Genomic DNA, 17,437 nt, shown 5'->3' on the forward strand with positions numbered 1-17,437 from the left:
GGCGGAGCCCCATGGAGCGGGGAGGGGTGGGGAGGGGCGGCGCCGCAGGCTGCCGGCCCTCCCCGGACGGGCCGGGTGGGTCAGCCGAAGAACACCTCGGCTTCGGCGTACAGCGAGAGGTCCACCGTCTTGAGCCGCGCGGTGGCCTCCGTGAGCGGGACGCGGACGATGTCGGTGCCGCGCAGGGCGACCATCTTGCCGTAGTCCTCGTCCCGGACGGCGTCGATGGCGTGCAGCCCGAAGCGGGTGGCGAGCCAGCGGTCGAACGCGCTGGGGGTGCCGCCGCGCTGGACATGGCCGAGCACCGTCGTGCGAGCCTCCTTGCCGGTGCGCTTCTCGATCTCCTTGGCCAGCCACTCCCCGATCCCGGAGAGCCGGACATGGCCGAAGGAGTCGAGCGACCCGTCCTTGAGGACCGCGTCACCGCCCTTGGGCATCGCGCCCTCCGCGACGACGACGATCGGGGCGTAGCGGATCTTGAAGCGGGACTCGACCCAGGCGCAGATCTGGTCGACGTCGAAGCGCTGTTCGGGGATGAGGATGACGTTGGCGCCGCCGGCCAGACCCGAGTGGAGGGCGATCCAGCCCGCGTGACGGCCCATCACCTCGACGACGAGGACGCGCATATGCGATTCGGCCGTGGTGTGGAGGCGGTCGATGGCCTCGGTGGCGATGTTGACGGCGGTGTCGAAGCCGAAGGTGTAGTCGGTGGCGGACAGGTCGTTGTCGATGGTCTTGGGGACGCCGACGCAGCGGATCCCGTACTCACTGGAGAGCCGCGCGGCCACCCCGAGCGTGTCCTCGCCGCCGATCGCGACGAGCGCGTCGACCTCCTGCTTGGCGAGGTTGTCCTTGACCCGGCGGATGCCGTCCTGGCTCTTGAGGGGGTTGGTGCGGGACGACCCGAGGATGGTGCCGCCGCGCGGCAGGATGCCGCGCACCGCGTGGATGTCGAGGGGCACGGTGTCGCCTTCGAGGGGACCCCGCCAGCCGTCCCGGAAGCCGACGAAGTCGTAGCCGTATTCCTGTACGCCCTTGCGGACGACGGCGCGGATGACCGCGTTGAGCCCGGGGCAGTCACCGCCACCGGTCAGCACTCCGACCCGCATCGTTTTTCCCTTCTCCGATAATTTCCCGTGAATGCCCGATACGAGAATCCACGCTAACGGTGATCCAGGTCACACGGGATAGGGCGGGAAGTGAATCCCCTGACTACAGGGGCAGTTGGGTTCAGGGTTCACCCGATCGTGCGGCGGCGGTCGATGACCGGTTTCAGACGCCGGTGTCCAGGCCGCGCTCGATCGCGTACCGCACCAGCTCGACGCGGTTGTGCAACTGAAGCTTGCCGAGGGTGTTCTGGACATGGTTCTGCACGGTGCGGTGCGAGATGACCAGCCGCTCGGCGATCTGCTTGTACGACAGCCCCTTGGCCACCAGCCGCAGCACCTCCGTCTCCCGCTCGGTGAGCCGGGGGGCGACGGGGCGGTCGGGCGCGGCGGGGGCGGGGTCGCTCGCCAGCCGGCGGTACTCGCCGAGCACCAGGCCCGCGAGGCCCGGGGTGAACACCGGCTCCCCGGCGGCCGTCCGGCGCACCGCGTCCTGAAGCTCCTGGGTGCTGGCCGACTTCAGCAGATAGCCGGTCGCGCCGGACTTCACCGCCTCCAGCACATCCGCGTGCTCCCCGCTCGCGGAGAGCACCAGCACGCGCGGGCCGGGCGGGCCGGGTTCGGCGCCCACGAGCTGCTTGCAGACCTCGACCCCGGGCAGCCCGGGGAGGTTGAGGTCGAGGACCAGGACGTCGGGGTTCGCGGCCTTGGCGCGGCGCACCGCCTGCGGGCCGTCCCCCGCTGTGGCCACCACGTCGAACCCGGCCTCGGACAGGTCGCGGGCGACGGCGTCGCGCCACATCGGGTGGTCGTCGACCACCATCACCGTGACCGGCCGCCCCTCCCGCCCGCCGTCGCCCCGCCCGCCGTCGCCCCGCACACCGCTGTCCTGCCGCTCGGTCATCGTCCGGTCTTCCCCTGTCGCGGAACCTTCAACTCCACCTCGGTGCCCTGGCCGGGGGCCGAGATCCACTCGGCGCTGCCGCCCAGGTCGCGCAGGCGCCCCCGGATGGACAGCGCCACGCCGAGGCGCCCCTCGCGCTCGGCGTCGGCCAGCCGCCCCTCGGGGATGCCGGGTCCGTCGTCGCGTACGGTCACCGTCACCTCGTCCGGCTCGTCCTCGACCAGGATCCAGGCGTTCGCGCCGTCCCCGGCGTGTACCCGCACATTGTCCAGGGCGGCACCGACAGCGGACGCGAGTTCGGTGGCGGCCTCGTCGGGGAGCGGTACGGGGGTGCCCGGGCCGGAGAGGGTGACGCGGGATCCGGCGTGCGGTGCCAACAGGGCCAGCAGATCACGCCGTTCGGGTGCGCCGTCGGCGGCGGGCGCCTCGGCCTCGGCCGTGAGGAGCGCGACCCCGGCCGGGGCCACCGGCTCCGCCCGGTCCGCCCGGTCCGCCTCGTGCGCCGCGTCCCGCGGGCCGGTGGAGATCAGCGTGCGCAGCGCAATCTCCTGCTCCCCCGCCATCCGCCCCAGTTCGGTCGCCTCCCCGCCGATGGCCGCGCCCCTGCGCTGCACCATGGCGAGGACCTGGAGCACGCTGTCGTGGATGTCCCGGGCCAGCCGCTCCCGTTCGCGCGTGGCGGCCTCGATCCGCAGCGCGCGGGCCAGGGTGCGCTCGCTGGCGCGGGCCACCTCGACGACATAGCCGATGGCCACGCTCGCCACCCACACCAGCATCAGCATGTGGACGGTGTCCTGGGCGAATCCGCCCCGCTCGATGATGTTGGCCGCGCAGACGACCGTGGAGGCCCAGGCGGCCCACCGCCAGCCGCCCTTGATCGCGAAGCCGAGCACCGCCCCCGCGGTCCATATCGACGGCAGGGTGGGGGTGCCCTCGGCGATGCGGTCATGGGTGTCGACGAGCGGGGTGAGCAGGATGCCCACCACCGCGACGGTCAGATCACCGACCAGAAAGCGCAGGGTGCACCGCTCGGCCGAGGAGACCATGCGGACGGTGAGCGCGGTCCACGCGGTCAGCACGGCCATGTAGGCGCCCGCGCCCAGCGGGTGGTCGTAGTCGTCGTAGCCGTAGGCGTAGAGGGTGAGCGCGTACAGCAGGGTGAGCACCCGGTAGGCGGTCAGCGCCCGCCACAGGGGCTGCTCCACCGACATGCGCACGACAGTCTTGCCCGTACGGCCCGGCCGCAGCGCCACTTCCCCACCCCCGTGCCGGACGCGGTCACGCCCCGGCCTTGTCCCCGCTGTCGTCCCCGGCCTTGTCCCCGCCGTCGTCCCCGCCCGCGTCCCCGCCCGTGTCCGCGGCCTTCTCCTCGCGCTTGCGCGCCGCCTCGGCATCCGCGATCTGCCGCTTGGCGACGGTCGCGTAGATGTCGACGTACTCCTGGCCGGAGAGCTTCATGATCTCGTACATGACCTCGTCGGTCACCGAGCGCAGGATGAAGCGGTCGTTGTCCATGCCGTGGTAGCGGCTGAAGTCCAGCGGCTTGCCGATCCGGATGCCCGGCCGCATCAGCTTGGGCATCACCTTGCCCGGCGGCTGGATCTTCTCGGTGTCGATCATGGCGACCGGGATCACCGGGGCGCCCGTGGCCAGCGCCACCCGCGCCAGCCCGCCCGGCTTGCCGCGGTACAGCCGCCCGTCCGGTGAGCGGGTGCCCTCCGGGTAGATGCCGAACAACTCGCCGCGCTCCAGCACCTCGATGCCGCTCTTGATCGCGGCCTCGCTCGCGCCGCGCCCGCCCGAGCGGTCCACCGGCAGCTGCCCGACGCCCTTGAAGAAGGCGGCGGTCAGCTTGCCCTTCACGCCCGGGGTGGTGAAGTACTCCTGCTTGGCGATGAAGGTGACCTTGCGGTCGAGCATCGCGGGAAGGAAGAAGGAGTCGGAGAACGACAGGTGGTTGCTGGCGAGGATGGCCGGCCCCTCCGCGGGGACGTTCTCCAGCCCCTCCACCCAGGGCCGGAAGGCCAGCTTCAACGCTCCGCCGACCGACAGCTTCATGGCGCCGTAGAACAACCGAGGACCTCCTGTATCCGACGAGGAGACCTTAACGTGCCTACCCCCTCTGCGGCGCGCCGCGTACGCTGAGGTCCCGGGCCGCCCGGCCCCGTTCCACCAGTGCCCTATACACCGAACGACCGCCATATTCACCGAACGGAGATCCTCGGTGCCGCTCCTTCCCGGGGCCCAGCCGTTCCGCCATGACGGCGGAGAGATCGGCGTCCTCGTCTGTCATGGCTTCACCGGCACGCCCCAGTCGGTCCGTCCGTGGGCCGAGCACCTCGCGCGGCAGGGGCTGACGGTCTCGCTCCCGCTGCTGCCCGGCCACGGCACCCGCTGGCAGGAGCTCGCGGTCACCAGCCGGGACGACTGGTACGCCGAGGTGGACCGGGAGCTGCGCGGGCTCGCCGAGCGATGCCGGCAGGTGTTCGTGTGCGGGCTGTCCATGGGCGGCGCGCTCGCCCTGCGGCTCGCCGCCCGCCACGGGGCGCGGGTCAGCGGGCTGGCCCTGGTCAACCCGGCCCACCGCATGCACGACCGGGCCGCCCCCGCGCTGCCGGTGCTGCGCCATCTGATCCCGTCCGTCAAGGGCATCGTGAGCGACATCGCCAAGCCGGGCACGCCGGAGTCGGGCTACCAGCGGGTGCCGCTGAACGGCGCGGACCAGCTGCGCCGGCTGCTGCGGGAGGTCGACGCCGAACTGCCGCGGGTGACCCAGCCGCTGCTGCTGATGCACAGCGCGGCGGACCATGTGGTGCCCCCGGTCGACTCGGCGCGCATCCTGAGCCGGGTCTCCTCCCGGGACGTCACCGAGCTGGTGCTGGAGCGCAGCTACCACGTGGCGACGCTGGACCACGACGCGGAGCTCGTCTTCGCCGAGACCCATGCGTTCATCAGCAGGCTGACGCGGGGTATCGATGAGAACAGTGGGACGGATACGCGACTCGGGAAGGAGGGGGCGGCGGCCAGTGGCGGAGCGTGACCCGAACGAGAACGAGGCAGGCGCTCGCGACGACGACGCCGCGTTCGCCGAGATCGTCGCGGCGTACGGCAAGGAGTCCCGGGACCCGGAGGCCCCGGCGCCCTGGCCCGAGGCCGAGGACCTGCCCGACGGCGATCCCCGGGACCGAGGCGGCCGGAGCGACCGCGACGCCCGGGACGACGAGGACGATGAGGACGACGACCCGGAGGGCCGGCGCGACCCGTCGGCGCCGGTCGCGGGGGCGGGCCCGGTCGATGTGGCCAAGCCCGACAAGCCCCTCGGCAGCTTCATCGTGTACGCGCCGGGCGTCGGCCCCCGCGACTGGGAGCCCGCCGAGCCGTCCGACGACGACTTCGACGAGACCGACGAGGGCCACTTCGTCCCGCCCGAGCCGCCCCCGCTCCCCGAGACCGACACCACCTCGCGCTTCGCGTGGCTGGGCGTGCTGGGCGGCCCGCTGCTGCTGCTCGGCGTGGTGCTGTTCCAGGTGGAGCTCACCTGGTGGATCACCACGCTCGCGGTGGGCGGCTTCCTGGGCGGCTTCACCACGCTGGTGCTGCGGATGGGGGACGACGACGAAGAGGACGACGACCCGGGCCGCGGCGCGGTCGTCTGAAGCCGGTTGAAACAGACTGAGGCCGCCTGAGGCCGAGCGGCAGCGGCCTCAGGCGGAGCGACCCGTGCCCGCCCGGCCGGCGGGCGCGGCGGCGGAAACGCGCGGGAGCCGGAGCGCGGCCAGGACCGGGAGATGGTCCGACGCCGCCCTCAGGTCCGCCTCCGTGACCCCGGGCAGCCCGGCCGGCACCCCGCAGCCGAGGACCTCCACGCCCTCGGTCGTGAACAGCGCGTCGATCCGGCGCCGGGGCCGGTCCTGCGGGTAGGTGAGCTCGCTCCCCCAGGGCTCGGCCGCCCAGGCGTCGCGCAGCGATCCGGCCAGCCGGCGGAAGGCGCGGCCCTCGGGCCGGTCGTTGATGTCACCGGCCAGCACCGTGTACGGGACGCCCAGCGCGGCGAGGTGGTCGAGCACCATCCCCGCCTGGTCGTGGCGCTCGGCCTCGGCCAGGCTCAGATGGCAGCTGACCACGCCGAGCCTGATGGCGTCCGCGCCCCGGTGCCCGCCCCCGAACCGCAGCACGGCGGTGGCCAGGCCGCGCTGGTGCAGACCGGGGATGCGGGGCAGCAGGATGTCCTCGCTGCGCTCCACGTGGGCGCGCAGCGAGGTCAGCAGCATCGGGCCGGCGGTGGTGGCGCCGCCGGTGGTGTGGACGAGGCCGGTCTCGCGGGCCAGCCAGGAGGCGGCCTTGCGCCAGCGGAAGTGACGCGGCGCCTCCTGGACGCACAGGACGTCGGGGGCGCAGGCCCGGACCACCCGGACCAGCGCCTCACGGTCGTCGCGCAGCGAGCGGATGTTGTAGCTCAGCACCCGCACCACGGCGGCGTCCCGGTCGCCGGCCGAGGCCGGCAGGTCCGCGAGTACCACGTCCCGTCCCCCCGTTCCGGTCAGCCCTGGCGGGCCAGGTCGGCGGCGCCGACGAGCCCGGCCTTGCCGCCGAGCTGGGCGGCGAGCACCTGGGCGTGCGGGCGCCACTGGTTGCCCACCAGCCAGCGGCGGAAGGACTTGCGGATCGGCTCCAGGACCAGGTCGCCCTCGTCGGACACGCCGCCGCCGACGATGAACGCCGAGGGGTCGAAGAGCGAGGCGAGGTCGGCGAGGCCGGCGCCGGCCCAGCGGGCCAGCTCGCGGAAGGAGTCGATGGCGACCGGGTCGCCCTGGCGGGCCGCGTCGCTGATGTGCTTGCCCTGGATGCCCTCGGGGGTGCCGTCGCCGAGGCGGAGCAGCACCGCCGCGTTCTCCGGGGTGGCGTTGGCGCGCTGCTTGGCGTAGCGGACCAGGGCGCGGCCGGAGGCGTACTGCTCCCAGCAGCCCTGGCTGCCGCAGCCGCACAGCAGCCCGTCCGGGACCACGCGGACGTGGCCGAACTCGGCCGCGACGCCGAAGCGGCCGCGGTGCAGCTTGCCGCCGATGATGATGCCGCCGCCGAGGCCGGTGCCGAGCGTGATGCACACGACGTCGTCATGGCCCTGGCCGGCGCCGAAGCGGTACTCGCCCCACGCGGCCGCGTTCGCGTCGTTCTCGACGACGACGGGCAGGCCCACGCGCTGCTCGACCTTGTCCTTGAGCGCCTCGTGGCGCCAGTTGATGTTGGGCGCGAAGATCACCGTGGCGCGCTTGTCGTCCACGTAACCGGCCGCGCCGATGCCGACGGCCTCGATGTCGTGGCCGGCGCTGACCGTGCGCACCGCGTCCGCGATGGCGTCGACGACCCCTTCCGGGGTCGGCGGGGTCGATACCTTGCTCGTCTCGAGAATCGAGCCCTCTTCGTCGACCACGCCAGCTGCGATCTTCGTGCCGCCGATGTCGACGCCGATGGTGAGTCCCATGTGTCCCTCAGTTATTAGGTCGAACCCCGCCGGGCACAACGGTACCGGAGGTGGGGGCTCAGTCGAGGTCGATGTGTTCACTACTCGAAGACTCATCGCCCTTGTCGGCGCCATCGGCCTTGCCGTCGCGGTCGTCTCCGCCCCTCGTCCAGCGCTCCTCCTGACCCTGGACCGCGGCCCGGTAAGCGGCGAGAAGCTCGGTGCCGGCGGTGGCGAGGTGATCGAAGACCTCAGGGTTGCGTTCGACGACCGGTTCGACGGCGGCCTTCGCCTGTGCGATCAAGTGTTGTACGGCACCCTGCACGGCCGTTCCGGCCAGCGGGGCCTGGGCCCCGGCGAGCTTGTCGGCGATGGCCTCGGCCAGTTTGCGCAGCTCCTCGGCGGCGCTGCCCGGCTCGTGGCCGCCCTCACGGGCCCTGCGGCGGGCCCGCTCCGCGGCGAGGTCTTCGGCACAGGCCCGCTCCCAGGCGTCGGGGTCGATGTCGGTGACCGGGACATCGGTGTCCGGGGCATCGCCGGTGAGGGGAGTTTCGGCGGGGCGCTCGGTGGCGTCGCTCATGGCGGGCTCCTGCGGCGGAGGGACTGACGGCCCGGGGGTGTTCATCCGGGCTTGCTCCCGACGTTACCGGAATGAGGAAACAAGGTAAGGGGGCAAGGGGGATAAGGGGGGCAAGGGGCGCCTCCGTCACAGCCGTCACACGCTCTTCGGCCAGAGTTCGGGGTCCGGGGTGAAGCGGACGTGCAAGTGACCGTCGCGCAGCCCGGCGCCGGACACGGTGCAGCGGCGCAGGGCGGAGGGCAGCGGCAGCACGCGGTGGAACGGGCCGACGGTGACGATCAGTTCATCGCCGCGGCGCACCAGGCCGAGGGAGTCGCGGTCGGCGCCGGGCAGCGGCAGCCGCCACACCAGCACCCCTTCGTCGGCGAGGCGGTCCTCGACGGTCCACGGCTCGGCGGCCGGGCGGTCGGGGCGCGGCTCGGGGGCCCCGGCCGGTCCGGCGAGGGCGGCGAGCCCGGCGGCGGGGCCGCCCGGCCGGGGCGCTCCGGCCGGGCCGTCGGCCTCCCCCGGGTCGCCGCCCAGGTGCGGCAGTTCACGGACGGGGACGTCGGGCGCCCACTGCCCGTGCAGCTCCTTGAGCGCGGCCTGTTGCCGGCCGGACAGCGCCGCGAGCCAGGGGTCGGCGGTGCCGGTGGGCAGCAGCCGGTTGGCGACCACGGCCTCCACGCGGCAGCCGTACAGCGCGAGCCCGGCGCGGGCGGTGCGCAGCGCCCGGTCGGCGAGCGGCCCCGGGTCCACCACCAGCCGTACGGTGGTGGCTTCGGACTCGATCAGGTCCTGCACGCCGGCCAGCTCGCGCTCCCAGCGCTCGGCCGTCTCGTACAGCTTCTGGGCGGGCATCGGCACCCCGGCGAGCTGCGCCAGCATCGGCCGCAGGGCGCGCGCCGCCTGCCGCTCGGCGGGCAGCAGCCGCCGCAGATAGCGGCGCAGCTGCTCGGGCAGGGCGAGCACCGCGATGGTGTCGGGGGCGGGCGGCATGTCGACGACCAGGACGTCCCATCCGGCGGCGGCTCCGGCGGTGTCCGGGCCCGCGTCATGGGCGGCGCGCAGCGCGCGCAGCACCGCGAAGGCCTCCATGCCGGGCAGCCCGGTCAGCTCCTCGGGGTCCAGCGGGGTGGCGCCGAGCATGTCCAGCGCGCCGCGCCCCCGTTCCTGGAGGGTGGTTAGTTCGCCGCGGAACCAGTCGTCGGCGGCGATGCGCGCGGCCCACAGCCCGGGGGCGACCTCGACCGGTGGGTTCCACGGGGGCCGCCGGTCGGCCGGGGCGGTGGCGGGCCGGGGCGTGGGGAGGCCGAGCAGCGCCTCGGGGGTGGAGTCGCGGTCGGCCGTGAGCAGCAGGGTGCGCCGGCCCTCCTGGGCGGCGGCGAGCGCGGTCGCGGCGGCGACGGTGGTGCGGCCCGCGCCGCCGGTACCGGTGACGAGGACCGTACGCATGGAAAGGAGCCTCCGGGCAGGGTGGTGCGGTGTCTTCCCGACGGGGGCCGGGCCGGGGTTCGGTCGGGGCCGGGGTTCGGTCGGGGCCGGCGGGGTCCGGGCGAGGGGGCGCTCAGGCGGCGCTTTCCACCCGCTTCTTCAGGCCCGCCAGCGCGCGGTCGATGATGACCTTCTCGGCCTTGCGCTTGATCATGCCGAGCATCGGGATCTTGACGTCGACGGTGAGCTGGTAGGTGACCTCGGTGCGCTTGCCGCTGTCGAGGGGGGCCAGCTTGTACGAGCCGTCCAGGGAACGCAGCATCTGGGACTTGACCAGGGACCAGCTGACCTGGTTGTCACCGGTCCAGGTGTACGCCAGGGTGTAGTCGTCCTTGATCGCCCCGGCGTCGAGCAGCATCCGCACCTTCTCGGCGCGCCCGTGGTCGTCCTTGGTGAGGACGTCGGCCTCCTTCACCTCTCCGGACCACTCCGGGTAACGGTCGAAGTCGGCGATCACCTCCATCACGTCGGCCGGTGCCGCCTCGATCGTGATGCTCGAGCTGGTGTGTTCCGCCATCGCCGTCGTTCCTTCGGTATCGGTCCGCTTGATCCGCCGCCTGGGTGCCTGCCGCTGAAGGCTACCGCGCGCAGGTCACCACTCCAGGGTCCAGGGGGTGCCGGTCGAGGCGAAGTGGCCGACGTTGACGCACTCGGTGGCGCCGATCCGCATCCGGCGGGCGAGCGGCTGGTGGACATGGCCGAAGAAGGCGTAGCGGGGACGCACGGCGCGGATCGCGTCGAGGAGGGCGGCGCTGCCCCGCTCGAAGCGGCGGGCGACGGTGTCGTAGCAGAGCTCGGGGACGTCGGGCGGGATGTGGGTGCACAACACGTCGACCTCGCCGAGCGCCGCGATCTTCGCGGCGTACTCCTCGTCGTCGATCTCGTACGGGGTGCGCATCGGGGTGCGCAGCCCGCCGCCGACGAAGCCGAAGACCCGGCCGCCGATCTCGATCCGCTGGCCGTCCAGGACGGTGGTACCGGGCTGGGCGTACTCGGGCCACAGCCTCGGTATATCGACATTGCCGTAGGTGGCGTAGGTAGGGGTGGGGAAGGCCGCGAAGAGGTCGGCGTACTGCCGGCGCACCGCGGACTCGATGGCGGTCCGGCGGTCCACCTCAAGACCGCCCCACAGCCGGTTGCCGAAGTCACGGGCCTCGGCGAACCGGCGGGCGGTGCGCAGTTCCACGATGCGGTCGGCGTTCTCGACGCCGAACAGGTCGGGGAAGATCCCCCGGGAGTGATCGGCGTAGTCGAGGAACAGCACCAGGTCGCCGAGGCAGATCAGGGCGTCGGCGCCGTCGCCCGCCTTCTTGAGGTCGCGACTGTTGCCGTGCACGTCGCTGACCACGTGAACTCGCATGCGGGCCAGCCTAAGTCCTGCCGCGCCCCGCCGTCAGACGCCCGCCCGCACCGCTCCGCGGCCACCTGCCGTTACTTCCGGGTCCCGGGCCGGGTCGACTAGTCTGCGGCCAGTACGAGAGCGGGGTGTGACGCATCAAACATCTGGGAGGACCCCCTATCCCAGATGCCATACCCATCGGTAACGTCCGGGCAGTCCATCACCCCCCATTGCCCGTGTAGCGGCGCCGGCGCCCGACGAGGAGCAGCAGTCTTGCGCGAGTTCAGCCTTCCGGCCCTGTACGAGGTTCCGGCCGACGGGAATCTGACGGACCTCATCCGGCGCAACGCCGCGCATCACCCCGAGGTCGTGGTGGTCGGCCGGAAGGTCGACGGCGTGTGGCAGGACGTCACCGCGGCCGAGTTCCTCGTGGAGGTGCGGGCCGTCGCCAAGGGCCTGATCGCCGCCGGGGTGGAGCCGGGCGACCGGGTCGGCCTGATGTCCCGCACCCGCTACGAGTGGACGCTGCTGGACTTCGCCATCTGGAGCGCGGGCGCGGTCACGGTGCCGGTCTACGAGACGAGTTCGGCCGAGCAGACCCAGTGGATCCTCGGCGACTCGGGCGCGGTGGCCTGTGTGGTCGAGTCCGCCGCGCACGAGGCGGCCGTGGAGTCCGTGCGGGACACCCTGCCCGCGCTGAAGGGCCTGTGGCGGATCGAGGGCGGCGGGGCGATCGAGACCCTGCGGAAGCTGGGCGCGGACATCGCGGACGCGGTGGTCGACGAGCGCAGCGCCATCGCGAACGCCGACTCCCCGGCCACGATCGTCTACACCTCGGGCACCACCGGCCGCCCCAAGGGGTGTGTGCTCTCCCACCGCAGCTTCTTCGTCGAGTGCGGCAATGTCGTGGCCCGCCTCAAGCCGATCTTCGTGACCGGCGAGTCGTCGGTGCTGCTCTTCCTCCCCGAGGCGCATGTGCTCGGGCGTCTGGTGGAGATCGCGGCGGTGCTGGCGCCCATCAAGCTCGGACACGTCCCGGACGTCAAGACCCTCACCAATGAACTCGCCTCCTTCCGGCCGACGTTGGTGCTGGGCGTGCCGCGCGTCTTCGAGAAGGTCTACAACGGGGCGCGGGCCAAGGCGCAGGCCGACGGCAAGGGCAAGATCTTCGACAAGGCGGCCGCGACCGCCATCGCCTACAGCAAGGCGCTGGACACCTCCGCCGGGCCGTCCTTCGGCCTCAAGGTCAAGCACAAGATCTTCGACCGCCTGGTCTACAGCAAGCTGCGGGCCGTCCTGGGCGGCCGGGCCACCCACGCGATCTCCGGCGGCGCCCCGCTGGGCGCCCGGCTCGGCCACTTCTACCGGGGCATCGGCTTCACGGTGCTGGAGGGGTACGGCCTGACCGAGTCCTGTGCGGCGACCACCTTCAACCCGTGGGACCGGCAGAAGCTGGGCACGGTCGGCCAGCCGATGCCGGGCACGGTGGTCCGGATCGCGGACGACGGGGAGGTGCTGCTGCACGGCGAGCACCTGTTCAGCGGCTACTGGAACAACGAGGCGGCCACGGCCGAGGCGCTGTCGGACGGCTGGTTCCACACCGGCGACCTGGGCTCCCTCGACGCGGACGGCTATCTCACCATCACCGGCCGCAAGAAGGAGATCATCATCACCGCGGGCGGCAAGAACGTGGCCCCGGCGGTGATCGAGGACCGGATCAGGGCGCATGCCCTGGTCGCCGAGTGCATGGTCGTCGGCGACGGACGCCCCTTCGTCGGCGCGCTGATCACCGTCGACGAGGAGTTCCTGCCGCGCTGGCTGGCCGAGCACGGCAGGCCGGCCGGCTCCACGGTGGCCGAGCTGCGGGAGGACCCCGCGCTGCTGGCCGAGATCCAGCGGGCGGTGGACGACGGGAACGCGGCGGTCTCGAGGGCGGAGTCGGTGCGCAAGTTCCGCATCGTGACCACGCAGTTCACCGAGGACTCCGGGCATGTCACGCCGTCGCTGAAGCTCAAGCGGAGCGTGGTGGCCAAGGACTTCGCGCCGGAGATCGAGGCGCTGTACCAGGGCTGAGGGCCTGCGCGGGAGCGCGGCCTCAGCCTCAGAGCAGGCCCTCCAGCCGCTCGGCGAGCAGGTCCCAGCGCCAGCGCTCCTCCACCCACGCGCGCCCCCGCTCCCCCATCCGCCGCCGCAGCTCGGCGTCCTCCAGCAGCGCCACGATCCGCTCGGCCGCCTGCTCGGCGGAGCCGCCCCGCACCACCCAGCCCGTCTCGCCGTCGAGGACGGCGTCCGGCGCGCCGCCGGAGTCCCCGGCGACGACGGGCAGGCCGGTCGCGGAGGCCTCGAGGTAGACGATGCCCAGGCCCTCGACGTCCAGGCCGCCGCGGCGGGTGCGGCAGGGCATGGCGAACACGTCGCCCGCGCCGTAGTGGGCGGGCAGCTCCTCCCAGGGGACCGCGCCGGTGAACCGTACGGAACCGGCGACGCCGGTGGTCTCGGCCAGCCGGTGCAGCTCCTTGGCGTACGGGCCGCCGCCGACGATCAGCAGGACGGCGTCCGGGACCCGGTCCAGGATCCGCGGCATGGCCTGGATGAGGGTGTCCTGCCCCTTGCGCGGCACCAGCCGCGAGACGCACACCACCACCGGGCGGTCGGCCAGCCCGAGCCGGGCCCGGACCTCGGCGCCGCCCGAGTCGGGGTGGAAGGTCTTCTCGTCCACGCCGGGCGTCAGTCGGACCATGCGCGCCGCGGCCTCGGGGCCAACCGCCGCCGCGATCCGCGTGCGGGTGTACTCGCCGAGGTAGGTGAGGGTGTCGGTGCCCTCGCCGATCCGGCGCAGCAGCCCGCGGGAGGCGGGGAGCTGGGCCCAGGCCGCCTCGTGCCCATGGGTGGTCGCCACCAGCCGCCGGGCGCCCGCCGAGCGCAGCGCCGGGGCCATCAGCCCGAGCGGGGCGGCGGCCCCGAACCACACCGCGGTGCAGCCGTGCGCGCGCAGCAGCTCGGTGGCGCGCCGGGTCACCCGCGGGGTGGGCAGCAGCATGGTCGTGCGGTCCCGTACGACGGGGAACGGCTGCTCGGCGTCGAACCGGGCGGTGGCCTCGGCGCCCTCCCGCCCGCGCTTCCAGGTGGAGGCGTAGACGACGACCCGCCCAGGGTCCAGGCGCAGCGCCATGTTGTGCAGAAACGCCTGGATGCCGCCGGGCCGGGGCGGGAAGTCGTTGGTGACGATCAGGGTCTTGTCCATCGCCGCCGACAGTACCGGGTACGGGTCCCGGAGGCGGGCCGCAGCCGGGCCGCCCCGGCCTGTCGGAACGCCCCCGCCCGTCAGGGCGCCCCGGCCCGCTCCGCGGCCCGGCGGGCGGGCACCGGTGGCGGGGTCACCTTCTCGGCCGTGAACGGCCGAGCTTGTGCGCTCGGTCGTTCGCACCTCGTCGCGCTCCCGACTGTCCCCTACGACAGGACGGTCACGGGTCGCATCCACCCACCCCCAGGCTGATGTCAGGGGGAGGGTGCGGGCGCGGTGACAAGCACCCACGCCGGGCGTGCGCGATCGCGCACGTTGACCCCGGCGACGACATCGGCCGGGCCAGGGGGCACCTCCCAGCGGTAGCTGGGGGAGAGCCCGCACCGACGACAGCGGAAATGGTCCCGGTCGGACCGGTTGGCCCGCTCGGTATGCCCACAGCGCGGACAGCGCTGCGAGGTATAGGCCGCATCAACCTCGAGGAACGGCACCCCGGCCCTGCGAGCCTTGTAGGCGAGGTGCTCTCCGAGCTGGTGGAACGGCCAGGAGGAGAGAGTGCCCCGCTGGTCGCGGCGTAGCCGTACCCGCTCGCGGATCCCGCCGAGTGCCTCGACGGCGATACCGCGACCGGTGCGTTGCGCGACGGACACGATCTCCTTGCTGATGCGGTGGTTCACATGGGTGGCATGACGCTGACTCCGCCCCAGACCCCGGAGTCCAGGGGCGAAGCCCCTGCCACGCGGCGGAGCCGCATATCGACAGGGGCTCGAACGGGGCCGGGAAGGGGCGGGGTGGGGAAAGATCCGCCGGGCACCCCCTGGCCCCTGGGCCTCCGGGAGCCGGAGCGGGGGTCGGTGCCCGCTAGCCGAGCTCCGAGGCAACGTACTTGCGCCACAGGGCGGTGAACTCGTTCAGACTCGTGCCCAGCACCTCGCGCAGCGCGGACTCCACCGCCCCCTGGCGCCGCGAACTCTCCCCCACCGCGCGGTAGAACTCGACCAGCTTCTCCCCGCCCCACTTCTGCGCGATCAGGCGGCAGGCCAGCCAGCCCTCCTCGTACGCCTGGGACAGGCTCTCCGCCTTGCCGCCGAAGTTGAAGGCGCCGTCGCCCGGGAGGGCGTTCGGCAGGCGGCCGGCCTCGACGGAGCGGGCGAGCTCGGGGGCCACCTCGCGGGGGGTTCGGCCGGTGCCGAGGTAGCCCACCCAGTCGGCGAAGCCCTCGGAGAGCCACAGCGGGGTGGCGGCGGTGGTGGTGGCGCGGGTGGCCACATGGGCCGTCTCGTGGGTGAGCACGACGCGCCGGCCGAAGTCGCCGAGGATCTGGTAGGCCTCGGGGTTGACGATGACGCGGTCGGCGGCAGCGCCGTGGCCCCCGCCGACCTCGCCGGTGGTGACGGCCGCGATGCCGCGGTAGCCGCCGGCGGACGCGCCCAGCAGGGCGGCCATCCGATCCAGGGAGGCGGGCACCTGCACCACCACCCGCCCGGCCCAGGCGTGCGGCCACACCTTCCGCAGCGCGGTCACCGCCCGGTCCGCGCCGGCCGCCACCTCGCGCAGTCGCCGCCGGTCCTGGCCCACGCCGAGGACCAGGCTGCGCTCGCCGCGCACCGCGGTCACCGCGCCCTGGTCCCACAGCTGCACGGAGGTGCGCCGGCCGCGCTCCTCACCGTCGTCGGAGGCCACGTACCAGCGCCCGTCGCGCCGGGCGAGGGTCAGATACTCCTCGGCCACGACCGGCGCGGTGTCGTACCCGGAGAGCCGGTAGCGCAGTTCGACCCGGGCGGCGATCCGCCGGCCCTCGCCCAGCGAGGGGGTGAAGCCGCCGGTGTCCACCAGGTGGTAGGTCCAGGAGCGCAGCGGCACGGCGGCCAGGTTGGTGAACATCCGCCGCTGCTCGGCCCGATAGCGGGCGGAGCTCCCGTCGATGGTGGCCAGGAAGGCGTCCGCGTCCCGCTCGCGGATCGCCGCGGCCCGCCGGTCGAGCAGCCGCTGGACGGCCTGCCCGTCCCGCCCGGTGGCATCGTCGGGGGGCGGGACGCCGCCGCAGCCGGTGAGCGCGGCGGCCGACAGAGCACTGAGCGCGCACAGCGCCACCCACCGCCCGGCCCGCCGTCCGGCCCACGATTCGGCCCGTCCGCTGCCCGCCCGCCGTCCGCCCGGCCGCCACCTACCCGCCACGCCGTAGATCGTACGAGGCTCGCGGACCGGAATCAGACGCGCGTATCAGACACGTGTGATGGCCGAAATCGGCATCATCCCGACCGGGTCGTAGCGCACCCGCGCCCCCGGGTAGGGCGCGTGGATCACCTGTCCGTTGCCCGCGTACATCCCGACATGGCCCGCGTCGGAGCGGTAGACCACCAGGTCGCCGGGGCGGATGCGGCCGAGCGACACCTGGTGTCCGGCGGACGCCTGCTGCTGGGAGGTGCGCGGGATCGCCACCCCGGCCCGCCCGTACGCCCATTGGGTCAGCCCCGAGCAGTCGAAGGCGGTGGGCCCGGCCTGCCCCCAGGCGTACGGCTGGCCCACCGCCCCCTGGGCGGCCTCCAGCGCGGCGGCCGCGCGCGGCGAGGACGGCGGCAGGTCCGGCACTCCGGCCCGCCCGCCCGCGCCGTGCGGGCCCTGGAGATAGGCCGCTCGCGCGGCGGGGGGCAGGGCGTTGAACAGCCGGCGCGCCGTGGCCAGCTTGTGCCGTACGGCCCGCTTGTCGCGGACCACGGCCTCGCGGCTGCCCTCCAGCCGGGCGAGCCTGGCCGCCGCCTCCGCGCGCTGCTGGCGCAGCGTTCGCTGGGCGCCCTCGAAGACCTTCAGCTGCCCGGCCTGCCGCTTGCCGATGCGCTCCAGGGTGGCGGCCTTGGCGAGGTAGTGGGCGGGGTCCTCGGAGAGGATCAGGGCGAGGCTGGGGTCGACCCCGCCGGAGCGGTACTGCCCGCCCGCGAGGGCGCCGAGCGCCACCCGCATCCGGTTGACCCGCTCCTGGCCGCGGGCGACGCGGTCCTGGATCCGGTCGACCTGGCGGCGCAGCCCCTGGGCGTGCGCCTCGGCCGCGTTGTACCGCTCGGTCGCCCGCTCCGCCAGCGCGTAGAGCCGCTCGACCGCGCCGGGGGTGGCGCCGGGCGCCGTGGCGTCCGGCGAGGGGTCGTGCGGCTCGGCGCCGGCCGGCACCGCCGACAGCGCGGCCGCCGAGGCCACGGCGGCCGAGACGGCGGTCAGGGCGGTGGCCCGGCCCAGGGTGGTGACCCGGCCGGAACCCGGCCGAGCGGCACCGGACCGCGCCGGACCGGGCGCCGGCGAGCCGGGTGAGGAAGAACCGGGCGACGCGGAACCGGG

Annotated in this window: 17 protein-coding genes; 3 read left to right on the top strand and 14 right to left on the bottom strand. The window is 73.8% G+C overall.

Translation table 11 applies throughout. The features are described 5' to 3' along the window. Positions 1 to 80 precede the first annotated feature (80 nt). From ACZ4WQ_RS01870 to ACZ4WQ_RS01885, 4 genes are all read right to left on the bottom strand, one after another. Positions 81 to 1,109, bottom strand: coding sequence for a 6-phosphofructokinase (locus tag ACZ4WQ_RS01870; protein WP_385348854.1), 1,029 nt, complete (start codon positions 1,107 to 1,109; stop codon positions 81 to 83). 163 nt (positions 1,110 to 1,272) lie between these two features. Continuing rightward, complete coding sequence (locus ACZ4WQ_RS01875; RefSeq protein WP_311724706.1) at positions 1,273 to 2,010, bottom strand: response regulator transcription factor; 738 nt, start codon at positions 2,008 to 2,010, stop codon at positions 1,273 to 1,275. Next, positions 2,007 to 3,221 (bottom strand): MacS family sensor histidine kinase, encoded by a 1,215-nt coding sequence (macS, locus tag ACZ4WQ_RS01880; RefSeq protein WP_311725041.1) that lies wholly within the window; start codon positions 3,219 to 3,221, stop codon positions 2,007 to 2,009. The genes ACZ4WQ_RS01875 and macS overlap by 4 nt, the downstream gene beginning before the upstream one ends. 67 nt (positions 3,222 to 3,288) lie before the next feature. Next, positions 3,289 to 4,068, bottom strand: coding sequence for a lysophospholipid acyltransferase family protein (locus ACZ4WQ_RS01885; RefSeq protein ID WP_385348897.1), 780 nt, complete (start codon positions 4,066 to 4,068; stop codon positions 3,289 to 3,291). 166 nt (positions 4,069 to 4,234) lie between these two features. Between ACZ4WQ_RS01885 and ACZ4WQ_RS01890 the strand changes: the two genes are divergently transcribed. Together ACZ4WQ_RS01890 and ACZ4WQ_RS01895 are read left to right on the top strand one after the other, a co-directional pair. Next, the gene (locus ACZ4WQ_RS01890) at positions 4,235 to 5,050 is read left to right on the top strand and encodes an alpha/beta hydrolase (protein WP_385348851.1); all 816 of its coding nucleotides are present in this window, start codon (positions 4,235 to 4,237) and stop codon (positions 5,048 to 5,050) included. Next, the gene (locus tag ACZ4WQ_RS01895; RefSeq protein WP_398370107.1) at positions 4,986 to 5,666 is read left to right on the top strand and encodes a hypothetical protein; all 681 of its coding nucleotides are present in this window, start codon (positions 4,986 to 4,988) and stop codon (positions 5,664 to 5,666) included. Before ACZ4WQ_RS01890 ends, ACZ4WQ_RS01895 begins: the two co-directional genes overlap by 65 nt. Positions 5,667 to 5,714: 48 nt before the next feature. On the opposite strand, the gene ACZ4WQ_RS01900 is transcribed toward ACZ4WQ_RS01895, so the two are convergent. The 6 genes from ACZ4WQ_RS01900 to ACZ4WQ_RS01925 form a co-directional block, all read right to left on the bottom strand. Next, positions 5,715 to 6,530 (bottom strand): endonuclease/exonuclease/phosphatase family protein, encoded by an 816-nt coding sequence (locus tag ACZ4WQ_RS01900; RefSeq protein ID WP_311724701.1) that lies wholly within the window; start codon positions 6,528 to 6,530, stop codon positions 5,715 to 5,717. Positions 6,531 to 6,550: 20 nt separating this feature from the next. Further along, positions 6,551 to 7,492: an ROK family glucokinase gene (locus ACZ4WQ_RS01905; RefSeq protein ID WP_398370105.1), complete on the bottom strand. Its 942-nt coding sequence runs from the start codon at positions 7,490 to 7,492 to the stop codon at positions 6,551 to 6,553. A gap of 58 nt (positions 7,493 to 7,550) precedes the next feature. Next, entirely contained in the window at positions 7,551 to 8,051 is a 501-nt protein-coding gene (locus ACZ4WQ_RS01910; protein ID WP_311724698.1) for a DUF5304 domain-containing protein, read from the bottom strand. Between the two features lie 135 nt (positions 8,052 to 8,186). After that, the gene (locus ACZ4WQ_RS01915) at positions 8,187 to 9,485 is read right to left on the bottom strand and encodes an ArsA family ATPase (protein ID WP_398370103.1); all 1,299 of its coding nucleotides are present in this window, start codon (positions 9,483 to 9,485) and stop codon (positions 8,187 to 8,189) included. A gap of 112 nt (positions 9,486 to 9,597) precedes the next feature. Further along, entirely contained in the window at positions 9,598 to 10,041 is a 444-nt protein-coding gene (locus tag ACZ4WQ_RS01920; protein ID WP_311724696.1) for an SRPBCC family protein, read from the bottom strand. 75 nt (positions 10,042 to 10,116) lie between these two features. Next, positions 10,117 to 10,884, bottom strand: a complete 768-nt coding sequence (locus ACZ4WQ_RS01925) for a metallophosphoesterase family protein (protein WP_311724695.1) — start codon at positions 10,882 to 10,884, stop codon at positions 10,117 to 10,119. 252 nt (positions 10,885 to 11,136) lie between these two features. On the opposite strand from ACZ4WQ_RS01925, the gene ACZ4WQ_RS01930 reads away from it, so the two are divergent. Further along, positions 11,137 to 12,936: an AMP-dependent synthetase/ligase gene (locus ACZ4WQ_RS01930; RefSeq protein ID WP_398370100.1), complete on the top strand. Its 1,800-nt coding sequence runs from the start codon at positions 11,137 to 11,139 to the stop codon at positions 12,934 to 12,936. A gap of 28 nt (positions 12,937 to 12,964) precedes the next feature. On the opposite strand, the gene ACZ4WQ_RS01935 is transcribed toward ACZ4WQ_RS01930, so the two are convergent. From ACZ4WQ_RS01935 to ACZ4WQ_RS01950, 4 genes are all read right to left on the bottom strand, one after another. Then, a complete protein-coding gene (locus tag ACZ4WQ_RS01935) occupies positions 12,965 to 14,107 on the bottom strand; it encodes a glycosyltransferase family 4 protein (protein ID WP_311724693.1) in 1,143 nt (380 codons plus the stop codon). 254 nt (positions 14,108 to 14,361) lie between these two features. Further along, positions 14,362 to 14,988 carry a zinc ribbon domain-containing protein gene (locus tag ACZ4WQ_RS01940; RefSeq protein ID WP_398370098.1) on the bottom strand — a complete coding sequence of 209 codons (627 nt, stop codon included), beginning with the start codon at positions 14,986 to 14,988 and terminating at the stop codon, positions 14,362 to 14,364. After that, positions 14,969 to 16,201, bottom strand: coding sequence for a hypothetical protein (locus ACZ4WQ_RS01945; RefSeq protein ID WP_398370525.1), 1,233 nt, complete (start codon positions 16,199 to 16,201; stop codon positions 14,969 to 14,971). Before ACZ4WQ_RS01945 ends, ACZ4WQ_RS01940 begins: the two co-directional genes overlap by 20 nt. A 129-nt stretch (positions 16,202 to 16,330) precedes the next feature. Next, on the bottom strand, positions 16,331 to 17,299 hold the full coding sequence (locus ACZ4WQ_RS01950) for a C40 family peptidase (RefSeq protein ID WP_398370096.1): 969 nt from the start codon (positions 17,297 to 17,299) through the stop codon (positions 16,331 to 16,333). Between the last annotated feature and the right edge of the window lie 138 nt (positions 17,300 to 17,437).

The sequence above is a fragment of the Streptomyces sp. NPDC028305 genome, from assembly GCF_055569495.1.